Here is a 26,126-nt window from a genome sequence, read left to right as displayed (position 1 = left end):
GGCCGACCGACCGCCGTTATGCAGCAGCACCACCGCGCGCTGGGAGCTGAGCGCAGTGCGACCATGCATCGTACAGCGCTCCCGGCCAAGCTGCTACAACACGAAAAAGACGCCCCCCATCCACTGGTACAGCGGGTGCCGGAGGCGTCTTTTCTAGCATTACTTCGCAGCGGCTGGTTCGGCCACTGCTTTGTATTTGGAGGAAACGTAAGTCACGGCCTGCGGCTCGGTAATTACGGTTAAGTTCATCGAATCCGGCTGCGGGTCCTGCAGCGTATACGTGATGACGGCTTGGCCGTCCTGCTCGAACCGGATGCCGGTAATTGTTATCCCATAGCCCGTGCTGGGCTTGGAACCGCGGGACAGCGTCACTTTGTTGATGTCGTCGTTGATTTTTTCGACAGCCACCGAAACGTTCTCGGCCTGTGCCGGTTTTTGCGTGTGGGCGGCTGCGACCTTAGCCGCGTTGTAAACCCAAGTCGCCGCTTCCCCGCGGGTAAGCTCGCCTTTCGGATTCAGCTTGCCGTCCTTGTCGAGCGAAGTGATTTTATACAAAAGCATGCGCTGCAGCGCGCCTTGATACTCAGTCGTAATTTGATCGGCATCCTTGATCTCGACATACATTTTCACCAGCGGGAACTTCCCGTCTTTCTCCAGGGCGTGAACCAGCAAGTTCCCGAACTGTTCCCGTGTAATGATGGCGTTCGGATTCACATCCTTGGGAATCTCCAGGCCGTTGTAATGAGCGATGATGAACGCGTCCGCATACCAGGCATTGTTTGGAATGTTGGTGTAAGTATCCGATGCCTCCGGCTTTTTGACAAATTTGATCGTGTCTAAGTTTAAATTCAAGCCTTTTACGATCATTTGCACGCTTTGTGCATAGCTGATCTTGCCTTTGGGCATGAAGTGCTCGCTATCGATTCCGCTGACGACGCCGCGGCTTTGCAGCGCCGATACAGCTTCCGCTTGTCCGCTTTCGACATCCGAAAAAGCGAATGCCGTACTAAATGTCAGACTGCCGACCATTAAAGACGTTAAGGTTAATGCGATTAATTTTTTCAATGTTATTTCGCTCCTTATTATTCATGATTTATGTTGTTGTCCTCTAGAGTTAACCTTAAAACGGAAATGGCGTGGAAAAAGTTGCAGGGCTTTCGGAAAATTCGTCAATTTTCCGGATGCGCCGTTTTATCGATGGGTTGGGAAAATAAAAACAAAAGCCATAAGACAGCTAGTATTAGTTGTCTTATGGCTTTCTATGTATGGGCGCGGGCGCCGGGTAGCGGACGACAGGCCATTTTTCTTTGCGCAGAGCGTTCATCAACGCCGGTTCCGCATCCAGATTATTTTGCACGAGCTCGTAAGGGGTCAGGGCCATCCATTGGTTGAGCGATATGTCGGCGAAGCGGTTGCTTTTGAACATTTCCAGAAACCACAGGTTTTGGTTCCCGGTGTTTTGGATGTAATGTCCGAAAGCGAAGGGTACGTACCCTACGTCCCCCGCCCGGTAGTTGAACGTGCGGGCTGTGCCTTCAGCCGCAAAAACAGTCATGCGCCCCGTGCCCGAAAGGTAATACTGCCATTCGTCGTTGTTAGGGTGCCAGTGCATTTCGCGCATTCCGCCGGGCTTGATTTCCACCAAAGCGGCGGCTATCGCGGTCGCAATAGGAAAGTTGGTGGAGTCGGCGATGCGCACCGTTCCCCCTGGCGTTACCAGCGGCTTTTGCGCGAGCAGCCGGTATGTGAAACTTTTGGGCACCGTACCGTACGGGTCGGCAACTTGCCGACTTTCGAGAGAACCGGGCACCCGGGCTTGAAAAATATATTTCTGTCCGTTCGGAACATGGGCAAAGACGCTCTCGGGTACGCCGAAATTCGCCGACAGCACATCTTTCGGCGTATGAGCGAACCAGTCGGAGATCGAGAAAGTGTCGATATCGGAGAAATTGCCGTCATCGAAGACGAGCAGAAACTCGCAGCCTTCCGCCAGCCCTTGAATCGAGTGCGGGATGCCGGGAGGAAAATACCACAGATCGCCCACGCCGACATCGGCGATAAAGTTCCGCCCATCCTGATCGACCGCAGTGATGCGCGCCCTCCCCAGCGTCACAATGGCCCATTCGGCCTGCTTGTGCCAGTGCAGCTCCCTGACGCCGCCCGGCGTCAGCCGCATGTTCACCCCGGCCAGCGTGGTAGCGATGGGGAGTTCCCTTGCGGTCACTTCCCGCGACCACCCGCCGTAATTCAGCTGCATATGAGTATCGGAAAAAGAAAACTTCATGTTGGGAATCGTTCCGGCATCCGTCGCCGGCGGGACCAGCATGTCGGGGTTTTCCAAATCCCGCATAACGTCCCGTGGGCCGAAATCCGTCGCCCCGGCGCCATCGCTTCTGATGGGCTGCGGGATATTGACATACGCCGGCCGCCCCGATAAAGGCCTGCCACCCATTCAAACGTCCTCCTTTCGCCGGACCGCCGTTTCTGTTTAGCATGCGGTCGGCTGTCATTTTACAAATTTATGATGCGTTTTTCGTACATATGCCAGCCGTCAAACGCCTTGCTTGTGCTCCAAACCAAACGCGCATTCGCCCGCTTTCATAAGCTAGGGTATGCGTGTATAATGGGCAGAAGAAAAATGAGTATACTTAGCCAAAGGATTTGAATGATGGATACGAATGTAACGGTTATCGGCACTATTCTTATGGATTGCAAAGGATTTTCATCAGACGCTTACCGGCACAACGGGCGGAATCTGGGGGCTGTTCGTTTCGTACACGGCGGGGTCGGAAGAAATGTAGCGGAAAATCTGGCCCGGCTCGGCGTCCGGGTATCGATGATGTCTACCGTGAATGCCGACGGCAACGGCAGGGCCGTGGTGGAGCATCTGCGGGATTGCGGAGTTCGGACGGAGTACATTAAGCCCATTCCGGAGAAAGGGATGGGTTTTTGGCTTGCGATTTTGGACGAAAACGGCAACTTGGTCGGTTCTATTTCGGACATGCCGGAGCTTGGGGCGTTAGAGCGGATGGTAGAAGAGAAGGGCGAGCAAATTTTGTCCGAGTCAAGCCATGTGGTGCTTGTCCTTGATTTGAACGAGCAGTTGACCAAACGAATTCTCCGTCAGGCGCAAAAGCTGAACAAAAACGTTTACGGGCTGCCCAGCAACTTTAGCGTGATCGCTTCTCATCCCGAGGTGTTGGAAGGGTTGGAGTGCTTCATCTGCAATGAGTTCGAAGCGGCGCGGTTGTTCGGCAGCCCGTCTCTGGCCGAATTGAGCAGGGAGGCCCAGACGCAAATGCTGCGGCAATTCATGACGTCCCGTTCCATCAAGCAGATGGTCGTAACTCTTGGAGCAAGCGGGGCAATCTATCACGATGCCCGAACCGGCGAATCCGGGTTCCAGCCTGTCCGGCCGGTCAAACTGGTCGATACGAGCGGCGCCGGAGACGCCTTTTTCTCGGGGACGGTTATGGCCCTGGCAAACGGTAAAGACCTCGGAACCGCGGTCGCGGCAGGCACCCGGATTGCAGGCTGGACGATAGAATCGTCGGAGAGCTGCTGCCGCTCACTGAGCGCGCAAGCGGAACAGGATGCTTTTATCCGCACGATGTTGGGAAATGCCGGGAACGACGCGGAGTAAGAGGGAAGTTTGTGAATAGCGCGCAAAGCCTTTAATCGCCCATATTTTTCGGCAGGTCTGCGTTCCTTTTGAAGCCCTGGTTTGCTATACGGACAACACGAAACTTATCGACGATGATTGCTGCCTTAAGCAATACAGCCCGCACAGCTTCTTTATAAGTAAGCCATAGTTACGAAAAGCCGATGATCAGGTAATATGTGAGGTTTCTCTCCAGTTCCTAGGATAAACCTCAATTACCTCTTTTGGCGTGCCCTTTTTCAATCTAAACGAGTGTTTAATCGAAATACTTATTGCAAACGGAACGATGTTCCATATATAATTGGAACGTGGTTCCGTTTGTGTTTGTCTTTAGCACAACAAGGCGGGTTGGCCATAAATCGATGAAAAAAGGAGTTTACTATGAAAGATCATTCCATGAGCAATACAACCACGCCGGCTATAGATAAGGCCCTCAGCACGCCCGCTCCCGTCCTCTCGGTCAGTCCGGTAGTGCTGTCAACTCCCGGCCGAGCCGTGGACCTGGAGGTGCGAGTCTCCGCGCCCGTGACCGGGAGCGACCTGCCGGTCATCCTCCTCTCGCACGGTCAGGGCTACTCGAACAACCTCTCCTCACTGAACGGATACGCCCCCCTCGCCAACTTCTGGGCGGCGCACGGCTTCGTCGTGATCCAGCCCACCCATCTGAGCTCGAGGACGCTGAGCCTGGATACCGGCGACCCTGAGGCGCCTCTGTACTGGCGATCGCGGGCCGAGGATATGAAGCGCATCCTCGACCAGTTCGACGTGATCGAGGCCGCTGTCCCGCAGCTCCTCGGGCGCTTGGACCGAAGCAAGATCGCCGTAGCCGGGCACTCGATGGGTGGGCACACCGCGAGCCTGCTGCTGGGCGCCCGGCTCACCGATCCGCACGACGGAACGGAAGTGAACCTGGTCGAGCCCCGGATCAAGGCGGGTGTACTGCTTGCCGCGCCCGGCAGAGGCGGCGATGCCCTCAGCGAGTTCGCGGCCGAGAAGTATCCTTTCTTCTTGACCACGGACTTCTCCGAGATGACGACGCCTGCGCTCGTGGTCACCGGCGATAAAGACACGTCTACCCACCTGACGGTTCGTGGTCCGGCTTGGCACACCGATCCGTACTTCCTCTCCCCAGGCCCCAAGTCCCTGCTCACCCTGTTTGACGCAGAGCATGGGCTCGGCGGGGTCTCTGGATATGACGTCGCCGAGACCACGGACGAGAACCCCGAGCGAGTCGCTGTGGTCCAGCGGCTCACGTGGGCTTACCTTCGCAACGCGCTCGACCTCGACGATTCCAGTTGGCCGGCAGCTCGCGCGGCTCTGGAAGAGAGCGCCAGCCCGCTGGGGCGCATCGAGTCCAAGTAAGGGCCTGATGGGCACTTCGTTTCGAATAAATCCGAACGCATGTCGAACGGGTAGCTTCGTTAAGAAACAAACGATAGAGGCTTCCATTAGCTAAGAGAAAAGGGGAGCCATTTGCATGGCTTCCCCTATCGACTGTACATACCTTATTATGGCGGTAAGAACCTGAACCGTTCCTACTGCCAATTTGTTACTATGTAAAATCTGCACAATAATTGGAAGGAGCTCTCGATCTGTTGGCACGGTACGCGAGAGTTCCTTTTACTTATTGCATGGTCAAATTGCATTGGAGGTTCATCGGACAGACTTCTAGGAGGGCGTGTTTGCTGACGGGATCGCGCGGTAGCGCAACCCATCTACGAGCAGAGCAACCATTTGCCGCGCATGCACGGGATCGCCGTTGTGTACCACCGTACAAAGGCTCGCGACCGCCCGCAGCAAATCGTCTGGCTCAACGTCGGCACGCACCTTACCGGCAGCCGTCGCCGTTTCAAGTAAGGTTCTCAGCGCGGGATTTAGTCGCTTTTCGAAGTAGGAAGGCAAGGTCTCGTATGCAGGGTTGCCTGAATGCAGAGCCGCCGCGAGTCCTCGTTTAGCCGCTATGAAGTCCACGTATCGCTGCATCCACCGCGCCAGTGCCTCACCGGGTTCATGCTTGGCGGCCAAATCCTCCGCGGCATCTGCGCAAGCATCGACCTCGTGACGGAAGACGGCCTCGATAAGGTCCGAGCGCTGTGGAAAATGGCGGTAAACAGTGCCGACGCCGACGCCGGCCTTCTCCGCAATCTCCCGCACTGGAGCGTCCACTCCCGAGGTCGCGAACACCGTCATCGCGGACTGGAGCAAAGCATTGATGTTGCGCTGTGCGTCGGCGCGCACGCGTCGATCCGTGTGGTCGCGAGGTTCCAAGCCATCACTGGGGTTATCCGTTTTGTTATTCATCAAGTAGTCCCCCCCATAAATTTAATCCTCAATTTACATTTACGAATTCATCCATTACCGCATATGTGAATAATTATACTATTACCACCAACATGGCTCAACCGTGTATTCCGATTTTAAACCTTTGTGAAAGTGGATTGGTTTCAACCATTTTTTTCCTAGGAGCCATTTTTCATAAAGAAACCGGCAGCGCCGGTTTTTTTTGTTTTTACGAGAAATGCAGATGTAAAATAATAACACACATTAAATGGGTGATAAAATATTATTTAGTATGCAATAAATATTTTAATGTTGCGATTTATGTCGCGAAAAATATAATGATTATATGAGATGGCGCAGGTTGATCTCAAATATGATGTCGGATTTTTATTTGTGGGAGGTTTAACAATGTCGGTAGAAACAAAGGGAAGTCAAAGCGTCATTCTGCGTTTGGAAATTGAACGGGCCGTCTCCTTTTTTGAAGTTGTGTCTATGATGAATGAATGGGGCGCAGAGATTATTGCTGTGGATATGATCAGAACGCTGCAGGATTCCACTGTGCGAGATATAACGATCAATATTTCGGACGACTCCCGCCAAAACCAACTTGTACAAGCTCTCGAGGCGCATCCGGGTATCGAGGTGCTGCATGTTTCCGATCAGACCTTTTTGCTTCATCTAGGAGGCAAGATTGAAACTAAACTTAAAGTTCCGGTAAAAAACCGTGACGATTTGTCCCGGGTATACACGCCGGGCGTCGCCAAAGTCAGCATGGCGATCCACCACGATCCGTCGAAGGCGTACTCGCTGACGATTAAGCGCAACACGGTTGCGGTCATTTCCGACGGCACCGCCGTTCTCGGATTAGGCGATATCGGTCCGCTCGGCGCACTGCCGGTGATGGAAGGCAAGGCGATGCTGTTCAAGGAAATGGCCGATTTGGACTCTTTTCCGATATGTCTGGACACGAAAGATACCGAAGAAATCATTCAAATAATAAAAGCGATTGCCCCGGTTTTTGGCGGCATTAATTTGGAGGATATTTCCTCGCCGCGCTGTTTTGAAATCGAAGAAAGACTGAAGAAGGAACTGGATATTCCCGTATTCCACGATGATCAGCACGGCACGGCTGTCGTTTTGCTGGCGGGTTTGATCAACGCATTGAAAATCGTAGGAAAAAGCATGGAAGAGATCAAGGTCGTCTTCACCGGCGTCGGCGCCGCAGGGGTGGCCTGCACGAAAATTTTGCAGCGCGCCGGGGTGAAGCATATCATTGGCGTAGAACGGACAGGCATACTGAACCGCAATCATACGTACACCAACCCTGTACATGAATGGTACGCGGCGAATACGAACGAGGAATTGGCGGAAGGGACGCTCGCCGACGCCATTCAAGGAGCCGACGTGTTCATCGGATTGTCCGGCCCCGGTGTTCTGAAAGTCGAAGACGTTAAAAAGATGGCCAAGGATCCGATCGTATTCGCCATGGCGAATCCTACCCCCGAGATCAGCCCGGAAGAAGCGGCGCCTTATGTGCGCGTGATGGCGACCGGACGGTCGGATTATCCGAACCAGATCAATAATGTGCTCTGCTTCCCCGGCATTTTCCGCGGGGCCCTGGATTGCCGGGCGACGACAATCAACGAAGAAATGAAAATCGCCGCTGCGCAGGCGATCGCTTCCATAATTGGAGAGCATGAATTGAACGAGCAGTATATCATTCCGAGCGTGTTCAATCACAAGGTCGTCGAATCCGTCCGCCAGAAAGTCATACAAGCAGCCATCGAAACAGGCGTAGCTCGAAGAAATCCCAATACGTAGTACCGTGCAACGGCCCCGACAGGAATCGGCGGCAGATGAAGCTAAAGCTATCCCTTATTCATAAGGGCGGCTTTAGCTTTTGTCATTTACTTTTCGATTAAGGATAATTTATAGGTAATAACTATTAAATAAATTGCTTTAATATATTTCACTTATATCATCGCAAGAGCAATAATAAAGTTATCCTGATGTATGAAGTGAAAAATTTATAATTGGAGGGAATACAATGGTTATCTCAACAAGTGGAAGCGAAACTTATATTACTGAGATTTTTAACGGTACTTCTAAAATTTATTCAGATGTTACCGAAGAGAAAGGGGGGAGTGGAAAATATTTTAGACCACATGATCTGATAGAATCCGGCTTTGCTTCGTGTTTAAATATTACTGCGAGAATGATATTGGACTCAATGAATGTATCTTACGACGGAGTTACTGTTAAAGTTGAAATGGATAGAAGCAACGAAGCAAAGACTATATTTAAGTACCACATTGACATTTCAGGATCAATCGATAAAGAAACCAAGGAAGTAGTATTAAGAAAGGTAATGAACTGTCCAGTCAAAAAAACATTATCTAAACAGCTAGAGTTTATTGATGAAAGCAGTATTATTTGAACAAAGAAGCTAGTGGTTGCTTATTCTGTGGTTGAGGTATTAACAAATATTGCGCGGGGGCGGTATACTTTCTAATGAAAGTTACTGCGTGGAAGGAGCTGGACGCTAATGTTTCGAAATTCGCCCTACATATTACTCATTCTGGCAACTTGCATTTGGGGCGGCAATTTTGTCGCCGGCAAGGCGCTGGTTACGCAAATGCCCCCGCTGACGCTTGCGGCTTTGCGGTGGAGCATTGCCTTCGTTTGCCTGCTTCCGTTGTTCGGCAAGGAAGCGTGGCGATTGAGAGCCGACTTTCTTCGCCATTGGAAAATGATCGTGTTCCTCTCCGTGACAGGGGTAGCGGGCTTTAATACGCTGACGTATGTGGCTGTACAGTACACCGGTTCGATCAATGCTTCCCTGATGAACTCGGCAACTCCCATTATGGTTGTCATTCTGTCGCGTCTGATGTTCAAGGAGAAGATCGCCTGGTCCGCCATTCCCGGGATCGTCGTTTCCATGGCGGGGGTGTTCTGGATTATCGGCCGGGGCAGCCTGGCCGCGCTCATCGGCCTGTCTTTCAATAAAGGCGATTTGTGGATGATGCTGGCTATTTTGTGCTGGGCGCTCTACTCGGTCGGCATGAAAAGAGCGGCTGGCTTATTTCCGGCTAGCCCGTTTTTGCTTGTTCAAGTGGCGGTCGCCTTGCTGCTGCTGCTTCCGCTTTCTGCGGTTGAGCTGGCGGCTGCCGCTTCGCCGATTGTTTGGACGCCGTCGCTGCTTATCGGTCTGCTCTATATCGGCTTGTTCGCCTCGGTTATCGCCTTCTCGTCCTGGAATCGGGCGATCGAGCTGGCGGGGCCTCAGCGCTGCGCGGGCTTTCTCAATCTGATTCCCTTGTTCAGCGCCCTGTTCGCGACGGGATTCACCGGGGAATCGCTCCATTTGTATCATCTGCTAGGCGCTGCGCTGATCGTTGCAGGGGTGTACGCGACCAATCGCGCGATGAAAAGGAAGGGCGGCGGGCGTCCGGCGCGGCAGTCCTGATCGGGCGCGGTTGACCGCCGCCGCCACGCGATGTCAAACGGCCTGCTGTAAAAGCGGGCCGTTCAACTGCCCGGCGGGTTCTGCCGCCGGTATTCGCTCGGCGACAAGCCCGACCACCGCTTGAATTGGCGGCTGAAGTGGGCGATGTCCCGGTAGCCGAGCATGGACGCGATGTCCTGCACCGACAGCCGCGCATTGGACAGCAGCAGCTTGGCTTCGTGCAGCACCAGCTCGGACAGATGGGCGCGCGGCGAGACGCCGAACACGTGCCGGAAAATGCGGTTGCAATGGGAGGTGCTGATCCCCAGCCCTGCGGCAATGTCGTCGATGCCGTAATGCTGTTCCACGGCGATCCCTTGCTTGAAATGCTGGCTGACCAGCGCCTGCAGCCGGTTGCGGATTTGATGGGCAAGCTCGACCTTCTCGTAAGCGGTGGAAGACACGAGGACGGCTTCCTGGGAAATGGCTTCCCACAGCATGCCGAAAAGCTCAAAAATCGCGGAATGCAGCCGCATCCGCTGGGCCATCGTCGCCTCCCCGGACCGGCTTGTAATGTCGATCAGCCTGGATAGCACAGGCTGGATGTGCCCGGTCACGGAGCCGTCCCGCGGGAACAGCACCTGCTCCATGCGGCTGAGCAGGGACAGGAATATTTTGTCGTCGATATCAAAATGAATGCAAAAATAAGTAAAAGGCTCCCGATCTACGCTGCGGCTGGAATGGACATCCCCCGGACGAAGCAGGATGAGATCGCCGGCCTCCTGAACGAGTTTACGCCCGCCGACGGTCATGAGCTGCCGCCCCTCCAGCAAATAGTTGATCTCGTACTGCGGATGCTCATGCGCCGGATACTCCCATTCGCCGCTGACGCTGCGCAGATGGATGCCGAACAGGTTGACGGTCGTCCGGATATCCGGCAGCACGATGTCGTGAATAATTTGTCCCAATGTTGGAGGGGTGAATGTTGCGGCCATAGGCTGTTCTCCTTTGCCTGCTGATCGTTATGCAGTCAGTATAACCTAACTCGCCCGATTTGGGTAAATTTTTGATCGATTTGTCAATGGTCAGCCGGCCTGTTGCTGTGCTAGGATGGACGGGAATCTGCCGGTTCCGGGCGTTAATCCGGGCTGGCAGCTGATCAATATGCGCAAATTGGATTCGATCCCGCGCAGCCGGAATGTACAAAGCTTTGGAAGGCAACGGCAAAAGGCGAGAGCGGTTTGATGTTGGGAAATGGAAGAAAAGGGTAAGGGGAACTCGGGATAGGCTACAGGCGGTAATAGCGAGGGAGGAACTAGGATGAGTGGAGCAACGAGGTTAGGCGCAGAGACGGGCTATAACGGCTGGCTCGGGTATAACCGATTGACGGAGAACGGGCCCGGCGGGGGATATGAAGCATGGTTCGGCAAAATTGTCGCGACCGAGACGGATGAAGTGATCCGGACGGCCGTATCGGAATGGATAAAAGGCATCGAGTCGATGCTCGGGCAGCGTCCCGTCGCGGCCGGGCATGCGGAAGGGGCTCCTTGCATCGCCGTCGGAACTTTTGGCGGCGGCAATGAAATTGTCGGCCGGACCTTCAGCGAATCTGCGCGTTCGGCTGCGGGGGCGGAGGGCTTCGCGATCAAAGCGAATGCGGAGGAGAGCTGCATCGCGATTGGGGCGGCGACCGCGGCGGGCGTTCTGTACGGCGTGTTTCATTTGCTCAGATTGATCGGTACAGGCAGCGCGGTCGGCGGTCTCGATATCGCGGAAGCACCGGCCGGCATGCTGCGCATGATCAATCAATGGGACAATATCGACGGCAGCATCGAACGCGGTTATGCCGGCAATTCGATTTTTTACGCCGATAATGAAATTACATCCGATCTGGAACGCGTGCGCGATTATGCCGGATTGCTCGCTTCTACGGGAATCAATGCGATCGCGATCAACAATGTAAACGTACATAAGTATGAAACGATGTTTCTTACGGAGCGTTATCTTCCTGATGTGGCCAAGCTGGCCGGCGTTTTCCGGGCTTACGGCGTCAAGCTGTTTCTGAGCGTCAACTACGCCAGCCCGATCGAAATCGGCGGCTTGTCCACAGCCGATCCGCTGGATGCGGATGTGCGCCGGTGGTGGCGGGATACGGCCGCCGAGGTGTATGCGGCGATTCCGGATTTTGGCGGCTTTCTCGTCAAAGCCGACTCCGAGAACAGGCCCGGCCCGTTCACCTACGGACGGGATCATGCGGACGGCTCGAACATGCTGGCAGAAGCGCTTGAGCCGTACGGCGGCATTGTGATCTGGCGCTGCTTCGTTTACAACTGCAAGCAGGATTGGCGCGACCGCTCGACGGACCGGGCGAGGGCGGCCTATGATCATTTCAAGCCGCTGGACGGCCGGTTTAAGGATAACGTGATTTTGCAGGTGAAGAACGGTCCGATGGATTTCCAGGTGCGGGAAGGCGTCTCGCCGCTGTTCGGCGCGATGGAAGCGACAAATCAGGTGCTGGAATTTCAAATTACGCAGGAATACACGGGACAACAGCGGCATCTCTGTTACCTCGTTCCGCAGTGGAAAGAGGTGCTCGATTTTGAAACTTACGCCAAAGGCGAAGGCTCTACGGTGAAGCGGATCGCCGGCGGTGCGCTGTACGGCAACCGCTGCAACGGCTTCGCCGCGGTTTCGAACATCGGAGACGATGCCAATTGGACGGGGCATCTACTGGCGCAGGCCAACCTGTACGGCTTCGGCCGTCTGGCCTGGAACCCGGATCTGACTTCCGAAGCGATTGCCGAGGAATGGATTCGGCTGACGTTCGGGGGCGATGAGCGGGTGGTACGGACGATTGCGGCCATGCTGCTGGATTCGTGGAGCATTTACGAATCCTATACGTCGCCGCTCGGCGTAGGCTGGATGGTCAACCCGAATCATCACTACGGGCCGAATGTCGACGGCTATGAATATTCGAAATGGGGCACGTACCATTTTGCCGACTGCCACGGCATCGGCGTCGACCGGACGGTGGCGACGGGAACGGGATATGCCGGACAATATCAAGGAGCGAACGCGGTGATGTACGAGTCCGCGGAGTCGTGCCCCGATGAGCTTCTGCTCTTTTTCCACCATGTTCCGTACACGCATGTGCTGCATTCCGGCAAAACGATCATCCAGCACATTTACGATACTCATTTTGAAGGCGTGGAGCGGGCGGAACAGCTGGAGCAATCGTGGAGCGCATTGAAGGGAATCGTGGCCGACGGATTGCACGGGCAGGTGGAAGAGCGCCTGGCCGAGCAGGCTGAGCATGCCAAGGAATGGCGCGATATGATCAACACGTATTTTTACCGGAAAAGCGGTGTCGCCGACGCGCACGGCCGCAAAATTTACTAGAAATTGCAACGCTCTCTTGGTGGGGCCTACAGGGCCAAGCCGGAGGGCGTTTTTTGTCGTTTGGGAAATCATGCTTGTTGGTACTTAGCACGCTTCATGGTGCTATCGTTCAAGCGGCGTGCAAAAAAACATTCCGGTAATTTGCCTCTGAATGCGGTTGTACGTCTCGATAGACCTTGGTGAAGGCTTCCTGTTGAGGCATAAGGTAGGGGCGATGCAAATCGGTTTGGCTTTGTTCCGCTTGCAGGGGTTTTTCGAAGTATATACACTACAGCGCATAAATTGAAAAACCCCCACGTTCGAGGAGATAACCATAATTTGCCCGCCTGCACGAAGAAAACCTGCAAAAATACATGAATTTGCGTCCTTGATCGCTGTCCACGGACAATTCCTGCAAAAGTGCAGGCTTTTCACCAAACATATAGACTTATACTCACTTTCAGCGAAAATTCCTGCACTTTCGCAGGCTTTTCGCCAAAACAAGCCAATTTCAGCGGAAGAACCTGCACTTTTGCAGGTTTTTTCCACCGAAAGCTGATTTCTGCCCAGTCGTGCAGTTACACGACCTGCCCCGGGAGAGGCACGCGGCCAGAAAATAAAGAGGCGGCTGCCTTTTTTCGCGCCGATAGCTTCTGTCCGGGAGTATTCTTGCCGAGGATGAGTCAGGATTTCACCTCAAAAATATTGCATTATGCATCAATATTATTCATTTTTCCTTTTATTAAATTTATATGTTGATAAATAAAACAATTATGATTATAATCCAATTATACAATCCTTGTTTCAATTTGATGTTTCAATATGGAACATGATGTGGAGGTGGAATATGAATACGCTGTATCAATTTCAAACTGCAGAGCGAATTGTGGCAGGGCGCAACTCATTTCAATCTTTAGGAGATTATATTCATACACTTGGAGCTGCGGTGAAATCGGTTTTGATCGTTACGCAGCCATCCATGAAAGCGTTTGGATTCGTTGACGATCTTGTAAGCAGACTATCCGCTCAAGGAATAAGCGCCGACATTAATATGGGAATTGCTCCCGAGCCGACGGCAGACAATATTGAAGAAGTGTTTAGGAGCATTTCCGGCGAGCGTTACGATGCGCTCATAGGTTTTGGCGGCGGAAGCGTGTTGGATGCTGCGAAAATTTTATCCGTACTGTCGACTAACGACAATTCGGTTCGCGAGCTGCTGGGGACGGATTTGGTGAAAAATCCGGGCATTCCGACGATTTTGATTCCGACGACTTCGGGAACCGGATCTGAAGTAACGCCGAATGCGATTGTGACTTTGCCCGACGAGGAGCTGAAGATAGGGATCGTAAGTAAGCGTTTGCTGCCCAAGCTGGTCATTCTCGATCCGGTGCTGACGTTAAGCTTGCCGAAGCCTATTACCGCTGCAACGGGAATGGATGCTTTCACTCACGCCCTGGAATCGTATATTTCGAACAAAGCCAACCCGTTCAGCGACATGTTCGCTTTGGAATCGATCCGGCTGATCTCGGTAAGCATCGTGGAGGCGTACCGGAACGGCTCGTCCGTCGATGCAAGGGAGAACATGCTCGTAGGCTCCATGTACGGGGGAATGGCCCTGACTGCCGCCGGAACGGCAGCGGTTCATGCGCTGGCTTACCCGCTTGGCGGCAAATTTAAGGTCGCACACGGAGTCGCCAATTCGATGCTGCTGCCTCATGTGATGGAATTCAACATGGATGCGATTACGGACAGGCTTTCCCGGGTCGCAGAGCCGATGGGCATCGGCATTCAAGGACTTTCCGCCGCGCAGGCCGCCGGGAAGGTAGTCGAGAAAATGGTGGAATGGACGAATGTTTTGGAAATTCCGCAAGATTTGAGGAGCTTTGGCGTAAAAGAAGACGACGTGCCGGCCCTGGCCGTATCCGCTTCCAAAGTAACGCGTCTGCTCAACAACAATCCGAAGTCGCTCACTTTAACCGATATGGAAACGATTTATCGCAGATTGCTTGTCTAGCTAGAAGGTGATGAAAACATGAGGATATTCGTTATTTCAGACGATTTGACGGGCGCAAGCGATTGCGGAGGGCAGCTCGTGCGGTACGGGATGGACGTTTCGGTCGTTATGGACCGCAAGGCCGAAGGCCTGGGCAATAAAGAAGCGGTTATTCTGGACACCGACAGCCGTTCCGTATCCGGGGAAGAAGCTTACCGCAGGGTGCGGAATGTCAGCGAGTGGATCAAAAACGAGTCTTTCGATGTGGTGTACAAGAAGATCGACTCCACGATGAGAGGAAATATCGGGCAGGAAATCAACGCGGTATACGATGTTTTTCAACCGGATTTCGTCGTCATCGCCCCGGGGTATCCGGAAATCGGGCGCCAGGTGAAGGACGGGATTCATCTTTTGGGCGGAAAGAAGCTGCATGAAACCGAGGTGGCCAAAGACCCGAAAACGCCCGTTACCGAATCTAACATTATGCGGTTGATGCAAATTCAAACACATAGAGAAGTCGGTCATCTGACGCATGACGATTTGAAGCAAGGTTACCCGCAGTTTATGGAGAAGCTGTTGGCTTTTAAAAAGCGGAACATCTCCTACGTGACGGCGGATTCCGTTACGGAGTCGGATCTGGAGACGCTTGTCGTATGGATGAAGCAGACTCCGTTTTCCGTCATATGGGCCGGTTCGGCCGGCTTGATGAATTATTTGCCGCTTGCTTACGGGATGCGGCGCGGGCGTTCCGCGGCGAGTGTGCCCAAGCATGACAGCCCTGTTTTGCTCGTCGCCGGCAGCGTCAGCAAGGTCGGGCGGGAGCAGCTGCGGCAATTGCTGGCGAATGCCGATGTTGCCGGAATCGAGATGCGGTCGGATCAAGTGATTGCAGACGGAGCAGACAAAGAGCGGGAGCGGAACCGGGTGATGGAGGAAGCCGGGAACGCTTTTCGCAATGGACTGCATGTTGCGCTGTTTTCTTCGAATGAGGTGGAACGGACGCAGCGATTGGGAGCCGAACAAGGCTGCAGCCCCGTTCAAATCAGCAATAGGGTATCGGAGGCGCTGGGGGAGATGGCGGTTTCGCTCGTGAAGCGGCATGCATTGCGCCATCTTTTTCTAACGGGCGGAGATACGGCCCATCAAGTGTTCCGCCAACTGCACGCACAGGAGTTCCATTTGCTGGACGAGGTCGAGCCGGGCATTCCGCTCGGGAAAATTGTCGCGGACGAAGAGGTGTTTGTCGTGACGAAAGCCGGCAGCTTCGGTACGCAGCAGGCTATGGTCAAGGCAGTCCGCAAACTTCAAGGAGGATCAGAATGAAGCCCATTATCGGAATTACGATGGGAGACGCGGCGGGGATCGGCCCCGAGGTCATCGTGAAAGCGTTAGCCCATCGTTCTGTTTATGACATTTGCCGTCCGGTTGTAATCGGGGATGCCGGCATATTGAATCGCGCTATTCAGGTTACACAGGCGAAAGTCAATCTTCAAACCGTCCGGCGGGTTGAAGACGGCAAGTTCGTCCCGGGCACGGTGGATTGCCTGGATATGAATCTGCTGCCGGAAGATCTGCCGTTCGGGGAAATATCCCCCGCCGCCGGCGATGCCGCTTTTCAATATTTGAAGCAAGCGGTTGAGCTGGCCAAGGAGAAGCGCATTCATGCGATTTGCACGGCGCCCTTAAATAAAGAAGCGCTGCAAAAAGGCGGGCACCTGTATCCGGGGCACACGGAAATTTTGGCCGATCTTACGGATACGGCCGATTACTCCATGATGCTTTCCTCGCCTAAGCTGAAAGTGATTCATTTGACGACGCATGTAGGCTTGATCGATGCGATTAAGGCCATTACACCGGTGCGGACTTACAAAGTGATCAAGCTCGCTTATGAAACGTTAAGCCGCGCGGGCTATTCGAATCCGAAAATCGCGGTTTGCGGCATCAACCCGCATGCCGGGGAGAACGGGCTTTTCGGCAACGGGGAAGAAGAGGAGAAGCTGATTCCCGCTATTGAACAAGCCGCCGCCGAAGGCATCCAAGCGAGCGGTCCGTATCCGGCCGACACTTTATTTTTCCGGGCTGTCCGCAAAGATTTCGATATCGTTGTCGCCTGCTATCACGATCAGGGGCATGTCCCGATCAAAGTGCTGGGGCTGGAAGAAGGCGTCAATATTACCGTGGGCCTAAAAGGCGGTGTGATCCGCACTTCCGTCGACCACGGCACCGCATTCGATATCGCCGGGAAAAATATCGCGGATGAGCGAAGCATGCTGGCCGCGATCGGGTCGGCTGCCGATTTGTCCCCGAAAAACTAAAGCGAAGGAGCAACCTGTTATGAAAGTCGTATCTACTTCACCGTCCTTTGCCAAGTATTCGCAGGAGCCGATTCATTATTTGGAAAAGCACGGCATCCAGGTCGTCCACGTGCCGTCCGACATTCAAGAGGAGCAGTTTATTGAAGCGGTCCGGGATGCGGACGCGGCGATTGTCGCTTTTAACGAAATGACTCCTAACGTGTTTGCGTACGCTCCGCGCTTGAAGATCGTGTGCAAGCATGGAGTCGGTGTGGATAACATTCATCTGGAAGCGGCCAAAGCGGGCGGCGTCTGGGTGACGAACGTTCCGAACGCCAACAAGCATGCGGTAGCCGATTTTACTTTTGCGCTCATGCTGTCGTTAGCCAGACAGATTCCGCTTGCCAATGACTTGACGAAAAAAGGCGAGTGGCCGCGCATTTTCGGCTCCGACGTGTATCGGGCAGCGGTCGGCATTATCGGACTCGGCAGCATCGGCAAAGAGGTTGCCCGCAGAGCGGCCGGCTTCGATATGGAGATTTTGGCTTACGATCCTTATCCCGATCATGCTTTTGCCCAAGCGCATGGGGTTAAATTCGTAACGATGGAGGAAATTTTGGCGGGCAGCGATTTTGTCACGCTTCACATTGCTCTGACCGACCAAACGAAACATTTAATCGGCGCAGCCCAGCTTGGCATGATGAAAAAGAGCGCTTACCTCATCAACGCGTCCAGAGGCGGCATCGTCGTTGAAGATGCGCTGTACGAAGCGTTGACGACAGGGGCGATTGCCGGCGCCGCATTGGATGTGTTCGAGCAAGAGCCGCTGAAGGAGCACCGACTGTTCGCTTTGCCCAATTTTATCGCGCTGCCTCATATCGCCGGGTATACGAGCGGAGCCATTAACGCATTAAGCCTGACCTGCGCCAAAAATATCGTTGAAGTGCTCGTAAACAACAAAAGGCCCGACCATGTGATGAACGGGCTATAACACAATCGGATACGGAGAGGTTGAGTTGCAAACATGAATAAAAGATCAAACGTACGCTGGGTAGTCGCGTTTCTGATGTGGGCGGCCATCGCCATCAATTATATCGACCGCACTGTTCTCTCGGCAGCGGCTCCGTATATCACCAAGGAGTTCGGTTTGAATGCCGCACAGATGGGCCTTATTTTATCGGGATTTTTCTGGTCTTATGCCTTATTGCAAATTCCTTCCGGATGGGTCGCGGACAAAATCGGGCAAAAGAAAACGCTCGGCTTCGCCGTTATCTGGTGGTCGCTCGCAACGGCGGTGACCGGCCTGGCGACCGGCTTTAAGTCGATTTTCGGCTTTCGGGTAGCGCTGGGGATCGGCGAAGCGGCGGCTTATCCCAGCAACGCGGGGATCGCGTCCAAATGGTTTCCGGATAAGGAGCGGGCGACGGTAGCCGGTATTTTTGACAGCGGTTCCAAGTTCGGCGGTGCTGTCGCCATCCCTTTGATCGTCTGGCTCATTTCGATGTTTCAATGGAAAATGACGTTTGCCATAATCGGTTTGCTCGGGATCGTATGGGCGGCTGTCTGGTTGTGGTATTTTAAAGAGAGGCCGGAAGATCATAAAGGCGTAAACGAGGCGGAACTGAAACATATCCGCGGCGGCCAGGCGACAAAAGAAAGCGACGGCGCCGAGCGTCCGATGAAATGGTACCATCTGCTCAAATACCGGAATATTTGGGCGATGTGCATCGGATTTTTCATGATCAACTACAATTCGTATTTCTTCATTACGTGGCTGCCGACTTACCTGGTCAAAGAAAGAGGCATGGGCCTGATTGAAATGGGTTTTATGGCATCGCTTCCATTGTTGTGCGCCATGGTCATGGAAGTGGTGGCGGGTTGGCTGTCCGACCGTATTTATGCCAAAGGGCTGCTCTCGTTAACGGCGACAAGAAAGCTGTTCCTGATCGTCGGCCTGCTGATGGCTTGCTGCATCGGGTTTGCCGCGTTCGCCCATTCGGCCGTGTTGGCCGTAGTGCTCTTGTGCATCGCCAAGTCCGGCACGACCGTAGCCGCTTCCCAGGTTTGGGCGCTTCCGGGAGATGTTGCGCCGAAGAACATGACCTCTATCGTTGCCGGCATGCAGAACACGGTTTCCAATATGGGAGGCGTAGTGGGGCCGATTATAACGGGATTTTTCGTTGCTGCTTACGGTTCGTTCGTGCCCGCTTTGCTGTTCTCGGCCGCGCTCATCGTCATCGGAATTCTCAATTACTTGTTCTTGCTCGGAAAAGTAAAACCGATTCAATAGCAATGACGAACAACTGCAAATCATAATAACGGTTACTGCATGTGATGCAATGAAAAAGGAGATGCTGAAATGTTCATTCCAAAAGGTATCATTCCCGCCATGGTCACTCCGTTTACGGCGGATTATAAGTTGAACGAAACGGCTTTGCGCCAGATGACCCGCCGTTTTATCGATTCGGGCGTTCACGGTTTGTTCGCTCTGGGGACGAACGGCGAGTTTTTCTCGCTCACTTCCGAAGAAAAAATCAGAATTGCGGAGATTGTCGTTGAAGAAGCAAAAGGCCGGGTTCCCGTCTATATGGGTGCAGGCGGGATCAGCACGGAGGAAACGATTGTTTTGACCCGCAAATTTGAAGCAATCGGCGTCGATGCCGTATCCGTGATCACCCCTTACTTTTTGGCGTTTACGCAAAAAGAGCTGTCGGACCACTACGTCAGCCTGGCCGGCTCGACTTCGCTGCCGATTGTGCTGTACAACATCCCGGCGCGGACCGGGAACAGCTTGCAGCCTGCGACCGTAGCCCAACTATCCCGCATCCCGAATATCGTCGGCATCAAAGACAGCAGCGGCAGCTACGATAACATTCTGGCTTATCTCGAAGCTACCGATCCTGCCGATTTTTCCGTTTTGGCCGGGACGGACTCTTTAATTCTCTCCACGCTGCTGGCCGGAGGACATGGCGCCATTGCCTCGACGGCGAACGTATTCCCGCAGCAGGTCGTGTCGATTTATGAATACTGGAAACAAGGCGAAGTCGCAAAAGCCGAGGAGGCGCAAAGAGTGCTGAGAAAACTTCGCGGCGCCTTCAGTCTCGGAACGCTTCCCTCTGTTTTGAAAGAAGTGCTGAACATGATCGGCGTTCCGGCCGGACCGTCGCGTAAGCCGGTCGGTCTTGTTACGGAGCAGGCTAAGGAAAAGCTGGAGCAGATGGTGAAGGAGTACCGCGAACAAGGATTCGTCGAGTAAAGCCTATGCTGAAAAAAATCGAACAATTGCTGAGGGATATCCCGATTCCGAGAATGGCAAAAGTTCAGCAAAACTTTGTTGCCCCCGAGCTTGACGATACGGCAAAGGCTGTTCATCAAGCCATTGAAGCGGCAGGCGTTATGTCACGCATTCTTCCGGGGGACCAGGTAGCGATCGCAGTCGGCAGCCGAGGGGTAGCCGATATACCGATTCTGGTCAGGGAAGTCGTCCGTGCCGTTAAATCGGCCGGGGCGTTTCCTTTCATCGTGCCCGCTATGGGCAGCCATGGCGGGGCGACGGCGGAGGGCCAAGCCGAAGTGTTGGAGCAATTGGGGGTCACGGAGACTTCCGTGGGAGCGCCGATTCGGTCAAGCATGGAAGTCGTGGAGGTCGGGAGGCTGCCCAAAGGCTTGCCCGTGTACACCGACAAACTAGCTTATGAAGCCGATAAAATTATCGTCATCAACCGGATCAAACCGCACACCGCGTTCAGCGGTCCCATTGAAAGCGGCTTGATGAAGATGGTGACCATCGGCCTTGGCAAGCATAAAGGCGCGGATGCCGCTCACGCCTACGGGTTCGGCAGCATGGCGGAGCATGTTCCCGCGATGGCCCGCATCGCGCTTGCCAAGCTCCCGGTCGCGTTCGGCCTGGCCTCCGTTGAAAATGCGTATGACCGCCCGGCCAAAATCGTAGCCGTACCCGCCGAGCGGATCGAACATGCAGAGCCGGAGCTGCTGCTGGAAGCGAAGTCGCTCATGCCGCGGCTGTTGTTCGACCCGATCGACGTCCTGATCGTCGATGAGATCGGCAAAGACATATCCGGCAGCGGCATGGACCCGAATATAACCGGGCGCTTCAATACGCCTTATGTGAAAAGCACGGCTCCTGCCATCAGCCGAATCGTAATACTCGGCCTGACGGAAAAAACGCAAGGCAACGCGCTCGGCATCGGCCCGGCGGATGTCATTACGCAGCGCCTGTTCGACCAAATCGATTGGGAGAAGGGCTATTTGAACGCTTTTACAAGCACGGTATTGACGCCGGTCAAAGTCCCGATGTTCCTTCCGACGGAGCAAATGGCAGTGCAAGCGGCGATCAAGACATGCAACGTCCCGGATCTGCATCAGGTGAGGATGGTGCGCATCAAAAACACGCTGGAGCTGAAGCATATTTGGATTTCCGAGAGCATGCTGCCCGACGCGCGGAACATCAAAGAAGTCGACGTATTGAAGGAGCCGTCCGCCATGCATTTTTCATAAATGAAAGGCGCTGCACGCGAGCAGCGCTTTTTTTCAATACGTGGGGGGCGGGGCCTGGCTGCGCAAAGAAAACCTGCGAAAGTACATCTTTTTGCTCGATGGATACGCTGGCCACGACAAATTCCTGCAAATGTGCAGGCTTTTTGCTGCGAATATGGGCTCAGGTTCATTTTCATCGAAAATTCCTGCACAATCGCAGGCTTTTTGCCAAAACGAACCGGTTTCCCGGAAAAAGCCTGCACTTTCGCAGGCATTTCCTGCCGATCGCAGACCCTGCCTGGCTGCGCGAAGATAATCTGCAAAAGTGCCGTTTGGTTTGAATAGCATGAATATGGGCAATCGATTATAATAGCGAATGATCATGTTCATTGCAAAGAGGGTTTGTACCATGTTGACCAGGGAACATTTTTTTGACCGCAAAAAGCGGGAAACGGGCGTTGCCCTGAACGACGCCCAGAAAAGGGCGGTTCTTCATACCGACGGAGCGCTGCTGCTCTTGGCGTCGCCCGGTTCCGGGAAGACGACGACACTCATGATGAGAATTGGCTACCTCATTGAGGAAAAAGGGGTGAAGCCGGAGAGAATCAAGGCTGTGACCTTCAGCCGAGCCGCGGCCGCCGACATGCAGGAGCGGTTCAAGCGCTTTTTCCCCGGGGTGCCGCCCGTTCATTTTTCGACGATACATAGTTTGGCGTTTGAAGTGATGCGGGAGCATTTGCGCAGGTCGGGAACCGCGTATCAGTTGATCGAGGGAGAAGTGAACCTGGAGGAGCAGGGGGGATTCGACCCGGAGCGTCCGCCGCTGCACAAAAAGTTTATTTTGCGCCGGCTGTTTCAGGAGATCGCAGGCGAGAATATCACCGACGACCAGATGGAAGAGCTGACTACATACATCAGCTTCGTCAAGAACAAAATGCTTCCGCAGCACGAATGGGCCGGGGTTCCGTGCGACGTTCCGCTGGCGGAGGCGGTTATGCGGCAGTACGAGACTTTCAAGCAGTCCGGCGCGGACAAGCTTTTGATCGATTATGACGACATGCTGACGCTTGGCAATCAGGCGCTTGAGGAAAACAGCTGGCTTTTGCGGAAATACCAGCAAAGGTATGATTACGTGCTGACGGACGAAAGTCAGGACACCTCGCTCGTGCAGCATGCGATCATCGAAAAGCTGGTGCGCAAGCACGGCAATTTGTGCGTCGTGGCCGACGACGATCAGAGCATCTACACGTGGCGGGCGGCGGAGCCGGAGTACCTACTCCATTTTCGCAGCGTGTATCCGAATGCGGCGACGCTGATGATGGAGCAAAATTACCGCTCCTCGAAGGATATCGTTGATGTGGCGAACCGTTTTATCAAGCGCAACAAGAACCGTTACGACAAAAACATGTTTACGCACAATCCCCGGCAAAAGCCGATCGTCCTGAGAAGCTTCGCCGATTATAAATATCAGTCCAAATACGTGGCGGAAAAAGTGGCGGAGCTTGCCGATCTGCGCGAGGCGGCCGTACTTTACCGGAACAACGCGTCCTCGATCATGCTGATGAACGAATTCGACCGGGCCGGAATCCCTTTTTACATGAAGGACACCGATAACCGCTTTTTTTCCCATTGGGTCGTTGAAGACGTATTGAACTTTATGCGCATGAGCTTTAGCGACCGCCGTCCGGACCTGCTGGAGAAAATTCATACCAAATGCATCGGCTATATTACGAAAAAGCAGATGGCGGCGCTTATGGGCATTGCAGACGGCCAAGTCTCGGTATTCGATACATTGCTGGACCGCGTCCCGCTGCAGGATTACCAGGTAAAGCAGCTGAAGGAAGCCAAAGAAACTTTTCAGCAAATGAGAGGCGTCGCTCCGCTCCACGCTATCCGCATGATCCGGGGGCTGCTCGGATACGAGAAGGCGATTGATAAAATGTGCGAGCGGCTCGGTTTTCGCAGGGAGGCATTGATCGGCATTTTGAACACGCTGGAAGCGATCGCCGATACGCTGGAGACGATGGAGGAGTTTGCGGCCCGGCTCAAGCATCTGGAATCGGCGCTGAAAACGTCGAAATTCAACAAGCATGAAAATGCGGTCACATTGTCCACCCTGCACAGCGCCAAAGGTCTGGAGTTCGACCAGGTGTTCATGGTCGATTTAGTCGACGGCATCCTGCCCGCTGCGGACGATATTCAAAAATTCGCCAAAGGCAGCAAAGCGCAGATGGAGGAATCCGCGCGGTTGTTCTACGTCGGCATGACGCGTGCCCGTACGCACCTGGAGCTGCTGACTTACAGAGCGAGGGACGGGGAAAAGGCTGCGGAATCCCAATTTGTTGCGGATGTCCGGCTTTTGCTGCAGCCTGGCAAGCCTGCGCCGGTTAAAAAGGAGCTGCCGCGGGCGCTTACGGTTACGGTGAAAATGGCCGCGCCGGCCCCCGTCAACCCGCGCGCGATCCGCGGGAGGGACCGGCTGCAGGCAGGCGGCGCCGTCAAGCACGGCGTATTCGGAAACGGGGAAATCGTGTCGCTCGGGAGCGAAACGATTTTGATCCGTTTCCAGGCCGGGGAGAAGCGGCTGTCCGTCGCGGCCTGCCTGGAAAGGGGCCTGCTCGAGCCGGGGTGACCCGGCGGTTCGCGGCAGCGCTGGCGGCCGGGGCCGCCGGACCGCACGCGGTTGCAGGCGCGGGAGGGTCGCCCCGCGGTGCGGCGCCGCCAAAGCGGCAGGGCCGCCGCTGGGGGTTGACCGCCGCCAGGCGCCGGCGCCGACTCGCGTGCGGGAATCGCGGGGGCCGGGCGCCGGGCCTACCCCGGCCCGTGCGTTCGGGATTCGCGCGGGGCGCCGGCCCTACCCCGGCCCGTGCGTCCGGGATTCGCGCGGGGCGCCGGCCCTACCCCGGCCCGTGCGTCCGGGATTCGCGCGGGGCGCCGGCCCACCCCGGCCCGTGCGTCCGGGATTCGCGCGGGGCGCCGGGCCTACCCCGGCCCGTACGTCCGGGATTCGTGCGGGGCGGGGTGGGGTGGGGGCCTTTGGGCGGAAGCGCTCCGCGGCAGGCGCATAAAGCGGCAAAAGATGTACTTTCGCTGGTTGTTGCGAAAGGTTTGGTTGATTGCCGCCCACAGGTTCAGCCCAGCCATTTGTGAAGCTGTGGGGGAGGAGCCCTGAAAGCTGCGAAAGTGCGGGCAGCCCAGAAACCCATACGCCGAAGCGGGTCGCATTCTAGTTGCGCGAAGAAAACCTGCAAAAGTACAGTTTTTTGCTCGTTGATGTGCTGGCAGCGAAAAATTCCTGCAATTGTGCAGGCTTTTCGCCGCGAACAGGGGCTCTGGTTCATTTTCATCGAAAATTCCTGCACAATTGCAGGCATTTCGCCAAAATGAACCATTTCTACGAAGAAAACCTGCACTTTTGCAGGTTTTCTCCCTGCCGCCGTCTTGTCCCCACCACTTCAGCACCGCAACCCGTGCAGGAGGGCGTGGGTCGGGGAAGAGCGGCTGTACCTACTCTGGTTCCTCTAACTCGTCACTTTATCAACAATCTGACTTTGCAGACTTTTTTGCGATGGGTGGTGATTTTGTCGAGCAAGCTATTTGCCGCTCTTCAGATCATCGCCGGAGCCGGGGGCCGGGAGGGGGGGGACTCGCCAAGCCGATGCCAACCACCACCGCGCCGAGGCTAGGCGCTGAGCCGGGTGCCCGCTCCCCGCCGGAGCGATGCCAACCACCACCGCGCCGAGGCTAGGCGCTGAGCCGGGTGCCCGCTCCCCGCCGGAGCGATGCCAACCACCACCGCGCCGAGGCTAGGCGCTGAGCCGAACGCTTCGCTCCCTGCCGGAGCACCGCCAAGCACCACCGCGCCGAGGCTAGGCGCTCAGCCGTGCGCCCGCTCCCTGCCGGAGCGCCGCCAACCACCGCCGCGCCGGGCCTAGCCGCCCCATCCGGCGCCCCGAGCCCCCCCATACACGAACGATGCCAAGAATCGTTCGTGTATTTTATTATTGACACAACTACTGTATTAAGGGTATAGTACACCCATAGTGTATGAACTACTTAGTACACACACTTCGTTTTTTCGGAATGCTGGTTTCGAGGACTGTTTGGTCAGGCTTCACGAGAAAGGAACTTAGGGAGATGGGCCGATGAACGTTACGTTTAATAATCGCGATCCGGTGTATTTGCAGGTGGTGCGGTACTTTAAAGAGGAGATTGCGACCGGCAGATTGGCGGCAGGCCAGGAGATACCGTCCCGCAGGGAGCTGGCAGGATTGCTCCAGATTAATCCCAATACGGTGCAGCGGGCTTATAAGGAAATGGAGGAGCAGAAATTGATTACGACGGAAGGCAATTCCCCGAGCCGTATTACGACGGATGAGCGGGTGCTGAGCTTGATTCGGGAGGAGCTCATTCGGGAAGCGGTCGAAGTGTTCGTGAATTCGGTCAAGAAAATCGCGGTGCCCGTCGACGAGCTGATGCAAATTGTCAAGGACAAATACGAATCGGAGCGGGCTAAGGAATAGGAGACGGGCTAAGGAGCAGCTGACGTTGTCTGAAGCCGGTTTTTCTGAAGGAAGA

The 26,126-nt window shown here is 54.7% G+C and carries 19 protein-coding genes; 15 read left to right on the top strand and 4 right to left on the bottom strand.

The annotated features are described in order from the left end of the window. Positions 1–159: 159 nt before the first annotated feature. Positions 160–1,065, bottom strand: a complete 906-nt coding sequence (locus AC6RNO_RS15400; protein WP_488436045.1) for an S-layer homology domain-containing protein — start codon at positions 1,063–1,065, stop codon at positions 160–162. A 184-nt stretch (positions 1,066–1,249) separates the two neighbouring features. Then, on the bottom strand, positions 1,250–2,452 hold the full coding sequence (locus tag AC6RNO_RS15395; protein ID WP_488436046.1) for an oxalate decarboxylase family bicupin: 1,203 nt from the start codon (positions 2,450–2,452) through the stop codon (positions 1,250–1,252). A gap of 213 nt (positions 2,453–2,665) precedes the next feature. Here AC6RNO_RS15395 and AC6RNO_RS15390 point away from each other — a divergent pair, with 213 nt between their 5' ends. Together AC6RNO_RS15390 and AC6RNO_RS15385 are read left to right on the top strand one after the other, a co-directional pair. Beyond that, entirely contained in the window at positions 2,666–3,643 is a 978-nt protein-coding gene (locus AC6RNO_RS15390) for a PfkB family carbohydrate kinase (RefSeq protein ID WP_497105957.1), read from the top strand. Positions 3,644–4,042: 399 nt separating this feature from the next. After that, positions 4,043–5,023, top strand: coding sequence for an alpha/beta hydrolase family protein (locus AC6RNO_RS15385; RefSeq protein WP_497105956.1), 981 nt, complete (start codon positions 4,043–4,045; stop codon positions 5,021–5,023). Between the two features lie 306 nt (positions 5,024–5,329). Here the strand turns inward: AC6RNO_RS15385 and AC6RNO_RS15380 are convergent, their stop codons facing one another. Further along, positions 5,330–5,962 carry a TetR/AcrR family transcriptional regulator gene (locus tag AC6RNO_RS15380; protein WP_474684130.1) on the bottom strand — a complete coding sequence of 211 codons (633 nt, stop codon included), beginning with the start codon at positions 5,960–5,962 and terminating at the stop codon, positions 5,330–5,332. A gap of 387 nt (positions 5,963–6,349) precedes the next feature. Between AC6RNO_RS15380 and AC6RNO_RS15375 the strand changes: the two genes are divergently transcribed. The 3 genes from AC6RNO_RS15375 to AC6RNO_RS15365 all read left to right on the top strand — a co-directional run bounded on the left by AC6RNO_RS15375 (position 6,350) and on the right by AC6RNO_RS15365 (position 9,407). Further along, the gene (locus tag AC6RNO_RS15375; protein WP_474684131.1) at positions 6,350–7,762 is read left to right on the top strand and encodes an NAD-dependent malic enzyme; all 1,413 of its coding nucleotides are present in this window, start codon (positions 6,350–6,352) and stop codon (positions 7,760–7,762) included. 226 nt (positions 7,763–7,988) lie between these two features. Beyond that, positions 7,989–8,378, top strand: coding sequence for an OsmC family protein (locus tag AC6RNO_RS15370; protein WP_488436048.1), 390 nt, complete (start codon positions 7,989–7,991; stop codon positions 8,376–8,378). A 108-nt stretch (positions 8,379–8,486) separates the two neighbouring features. Then, the gene (locus AC6RNO_RS15365) at positions 8,487–9,407 is read left to right on the top strand and encodes an EamA family transporter (RefSeq protein WP_497105955.1); all 921 of its coding nucleotides are present in this window, start codon (positions 8,487–8,489) and stop codon (positions 9,405–9,407) included. Positions 9,408–9,469: 62 nt separating this feature from the next. On the opposite strand, the gene AC6RNO_RS15360 is transcribed toward AC6RNO_RS15365, so the two are convergent. After that, positions 9,470–10,381, bottom strand: a complete 912-nt coding sequence (locus AC6RNO_RS15360; RefSeq protein WP_474684134.1) for a helix-turn-helix domain-containing protein — start codon at positions 10,379–10,381, stop codon at positions 9,470–9,472. Positions 10,382–10,706: 325 nt separating this feature from the next. On the opposite strand from AC6RNO_RS15360, the gene AC6RNO_RS15355 reads away from it, so the two are divergent. The 10 genes from AC6RNO_RS15355 (at position 10,707) to AC6RNO_RS15310 (ending at position 26,071) form a co-directional block, all read left to right on the top strand. Then, positions 10,707–12,785, top strand: a complete 2,079-nt coding sequence (locus AC6RNO_RS15355) for an alpha-glucuronidase family glycosyl hydrolase (RefSeq protein ID WP_497105954.1) — start codon at positions 10,707–10,709, stop codon at positions 12,783–12,785. Positions 12,786–13,611: 826 nt separating this feature from the next. Then, entirely contained in the window at positions 13,612–14,778 is a 1,167-nt protein-coding gene (locus tag AC6RNO_RS15350) for an iron-containing alcohol dehydrogenase (RefSeq protein WP_497105953.1), read from the top strand. Positions 14,779–14,796: 18 nt separating this feature from the next. Next, positions 14,797–16,080 (top strand): four-carbon acid sugar kinase family protein, encoded by a 1,284-nt coding sequence (locus tag AC6RNO_RS15345; protein ID WP_497105952.1) that lies wholly within the window; start codon positions 14,797–14,799, stop codon positions 16,078–16,080. Then, positions 16,077–17,072: a 4-hydroxythreonine-4-phosphate dehydrogenase PdxA gene (gene pdxA / locus AC6RNO_RS15340; RefSeq protein ID WP_497105951.1), complete on the top strand. Its 996-nt coding sequence runs from the start codon at positions 16,077–16,079 to the stop codon at positions 17,070–17,072. The genes AC6RNO_RS15345 and pdxA overlap by 4 nt, the downstream gene beginning before the upstream one ends. 19 nt (positions 17,073–17,091) lie before the next feature. Further along, positions 17,092–18,042, top strand: a complete 951-nt coding sequence (locus tag AC6RNO_RS15335; RefSeq protein ID WP_497105950.1) for an NAD(P)-dependent oxidoreductase — start codon at positions 17,092–17,094, stop codon at positions 18,040–18,042. Between the two features lie 33 nt (positions 18,043–18,075). After that, entirely contained in the window at positions 18,076–19,341 is a 1,266-nt protein-coding gene (locus AC6RNO_RS15330; RefSeq protein WP_488436056.1) for an MFS transporter, read from the top strand. Between the two features lie 69 nt (positions 19,342–19,410). Next, positions 19,411–20,307, top strand: a complete 897-nt coding sequence (dapA, locus tag AC6RNO_RS15325; RefSeq protein WP_497105949.1) for a 4-hydroxy-tetrahydrodipicolinate synthase — start codon at positions 19,411–19,413, stop codon at positions 20,305–20,307. An 8-nt stretch (positions 20,308–20,315) separates the two neighbouring features. After that, positions 20,316–21,569, top strand: a complete 1,254-nt coding sequence (locus AC6RNO_RS15320; RefSeq protein WP_497106017.1) for a nickel pincer cofactor-dependent isomerase, group 22 — start codon at positions 20,316–20,318, stop codon at positions 21,567–21,569. A gap of 388 nt (positions 21,570–21,957) precedes the next feature. Next, on the top strand, positions 21,958–24,180 hold the full coding sequence (locus AC6RNO_RS15315; RefSeq protein ID WP_497105948.1) for a UvrD-helicase domain-containing protein: 2,223 nt from the start codon (positions 21,958–21,960) through the stop codon (positions 24,178–24,180). Positions 24,181–25,693: 1,513 nt separating this feature from the next. Continuing rightward, the gene (locus tag AC6RNO_RS15310) at positions 25,694–26,071 is read left to right on the top strand and encodes a GntR family transcriptional regulator (protein ID WP_474684145.1); all 378 of its coding nucleotides are present in this window, start codon (positions 25,694–25,696) and stop codon (positions 26,069–26,071) included. The last annotated feature ends 55 nt before the right edge of the window (positions 26,072–26,126 follow it).

The organism is Paenibacillus sp. sgz302190, from assembly GCF_059820445.1.
The sequence above is the reverse complement of the archived record's forward strand: the minus strand, read 5'-3'. Positions and strand labels throughout refer to the sequence as shown.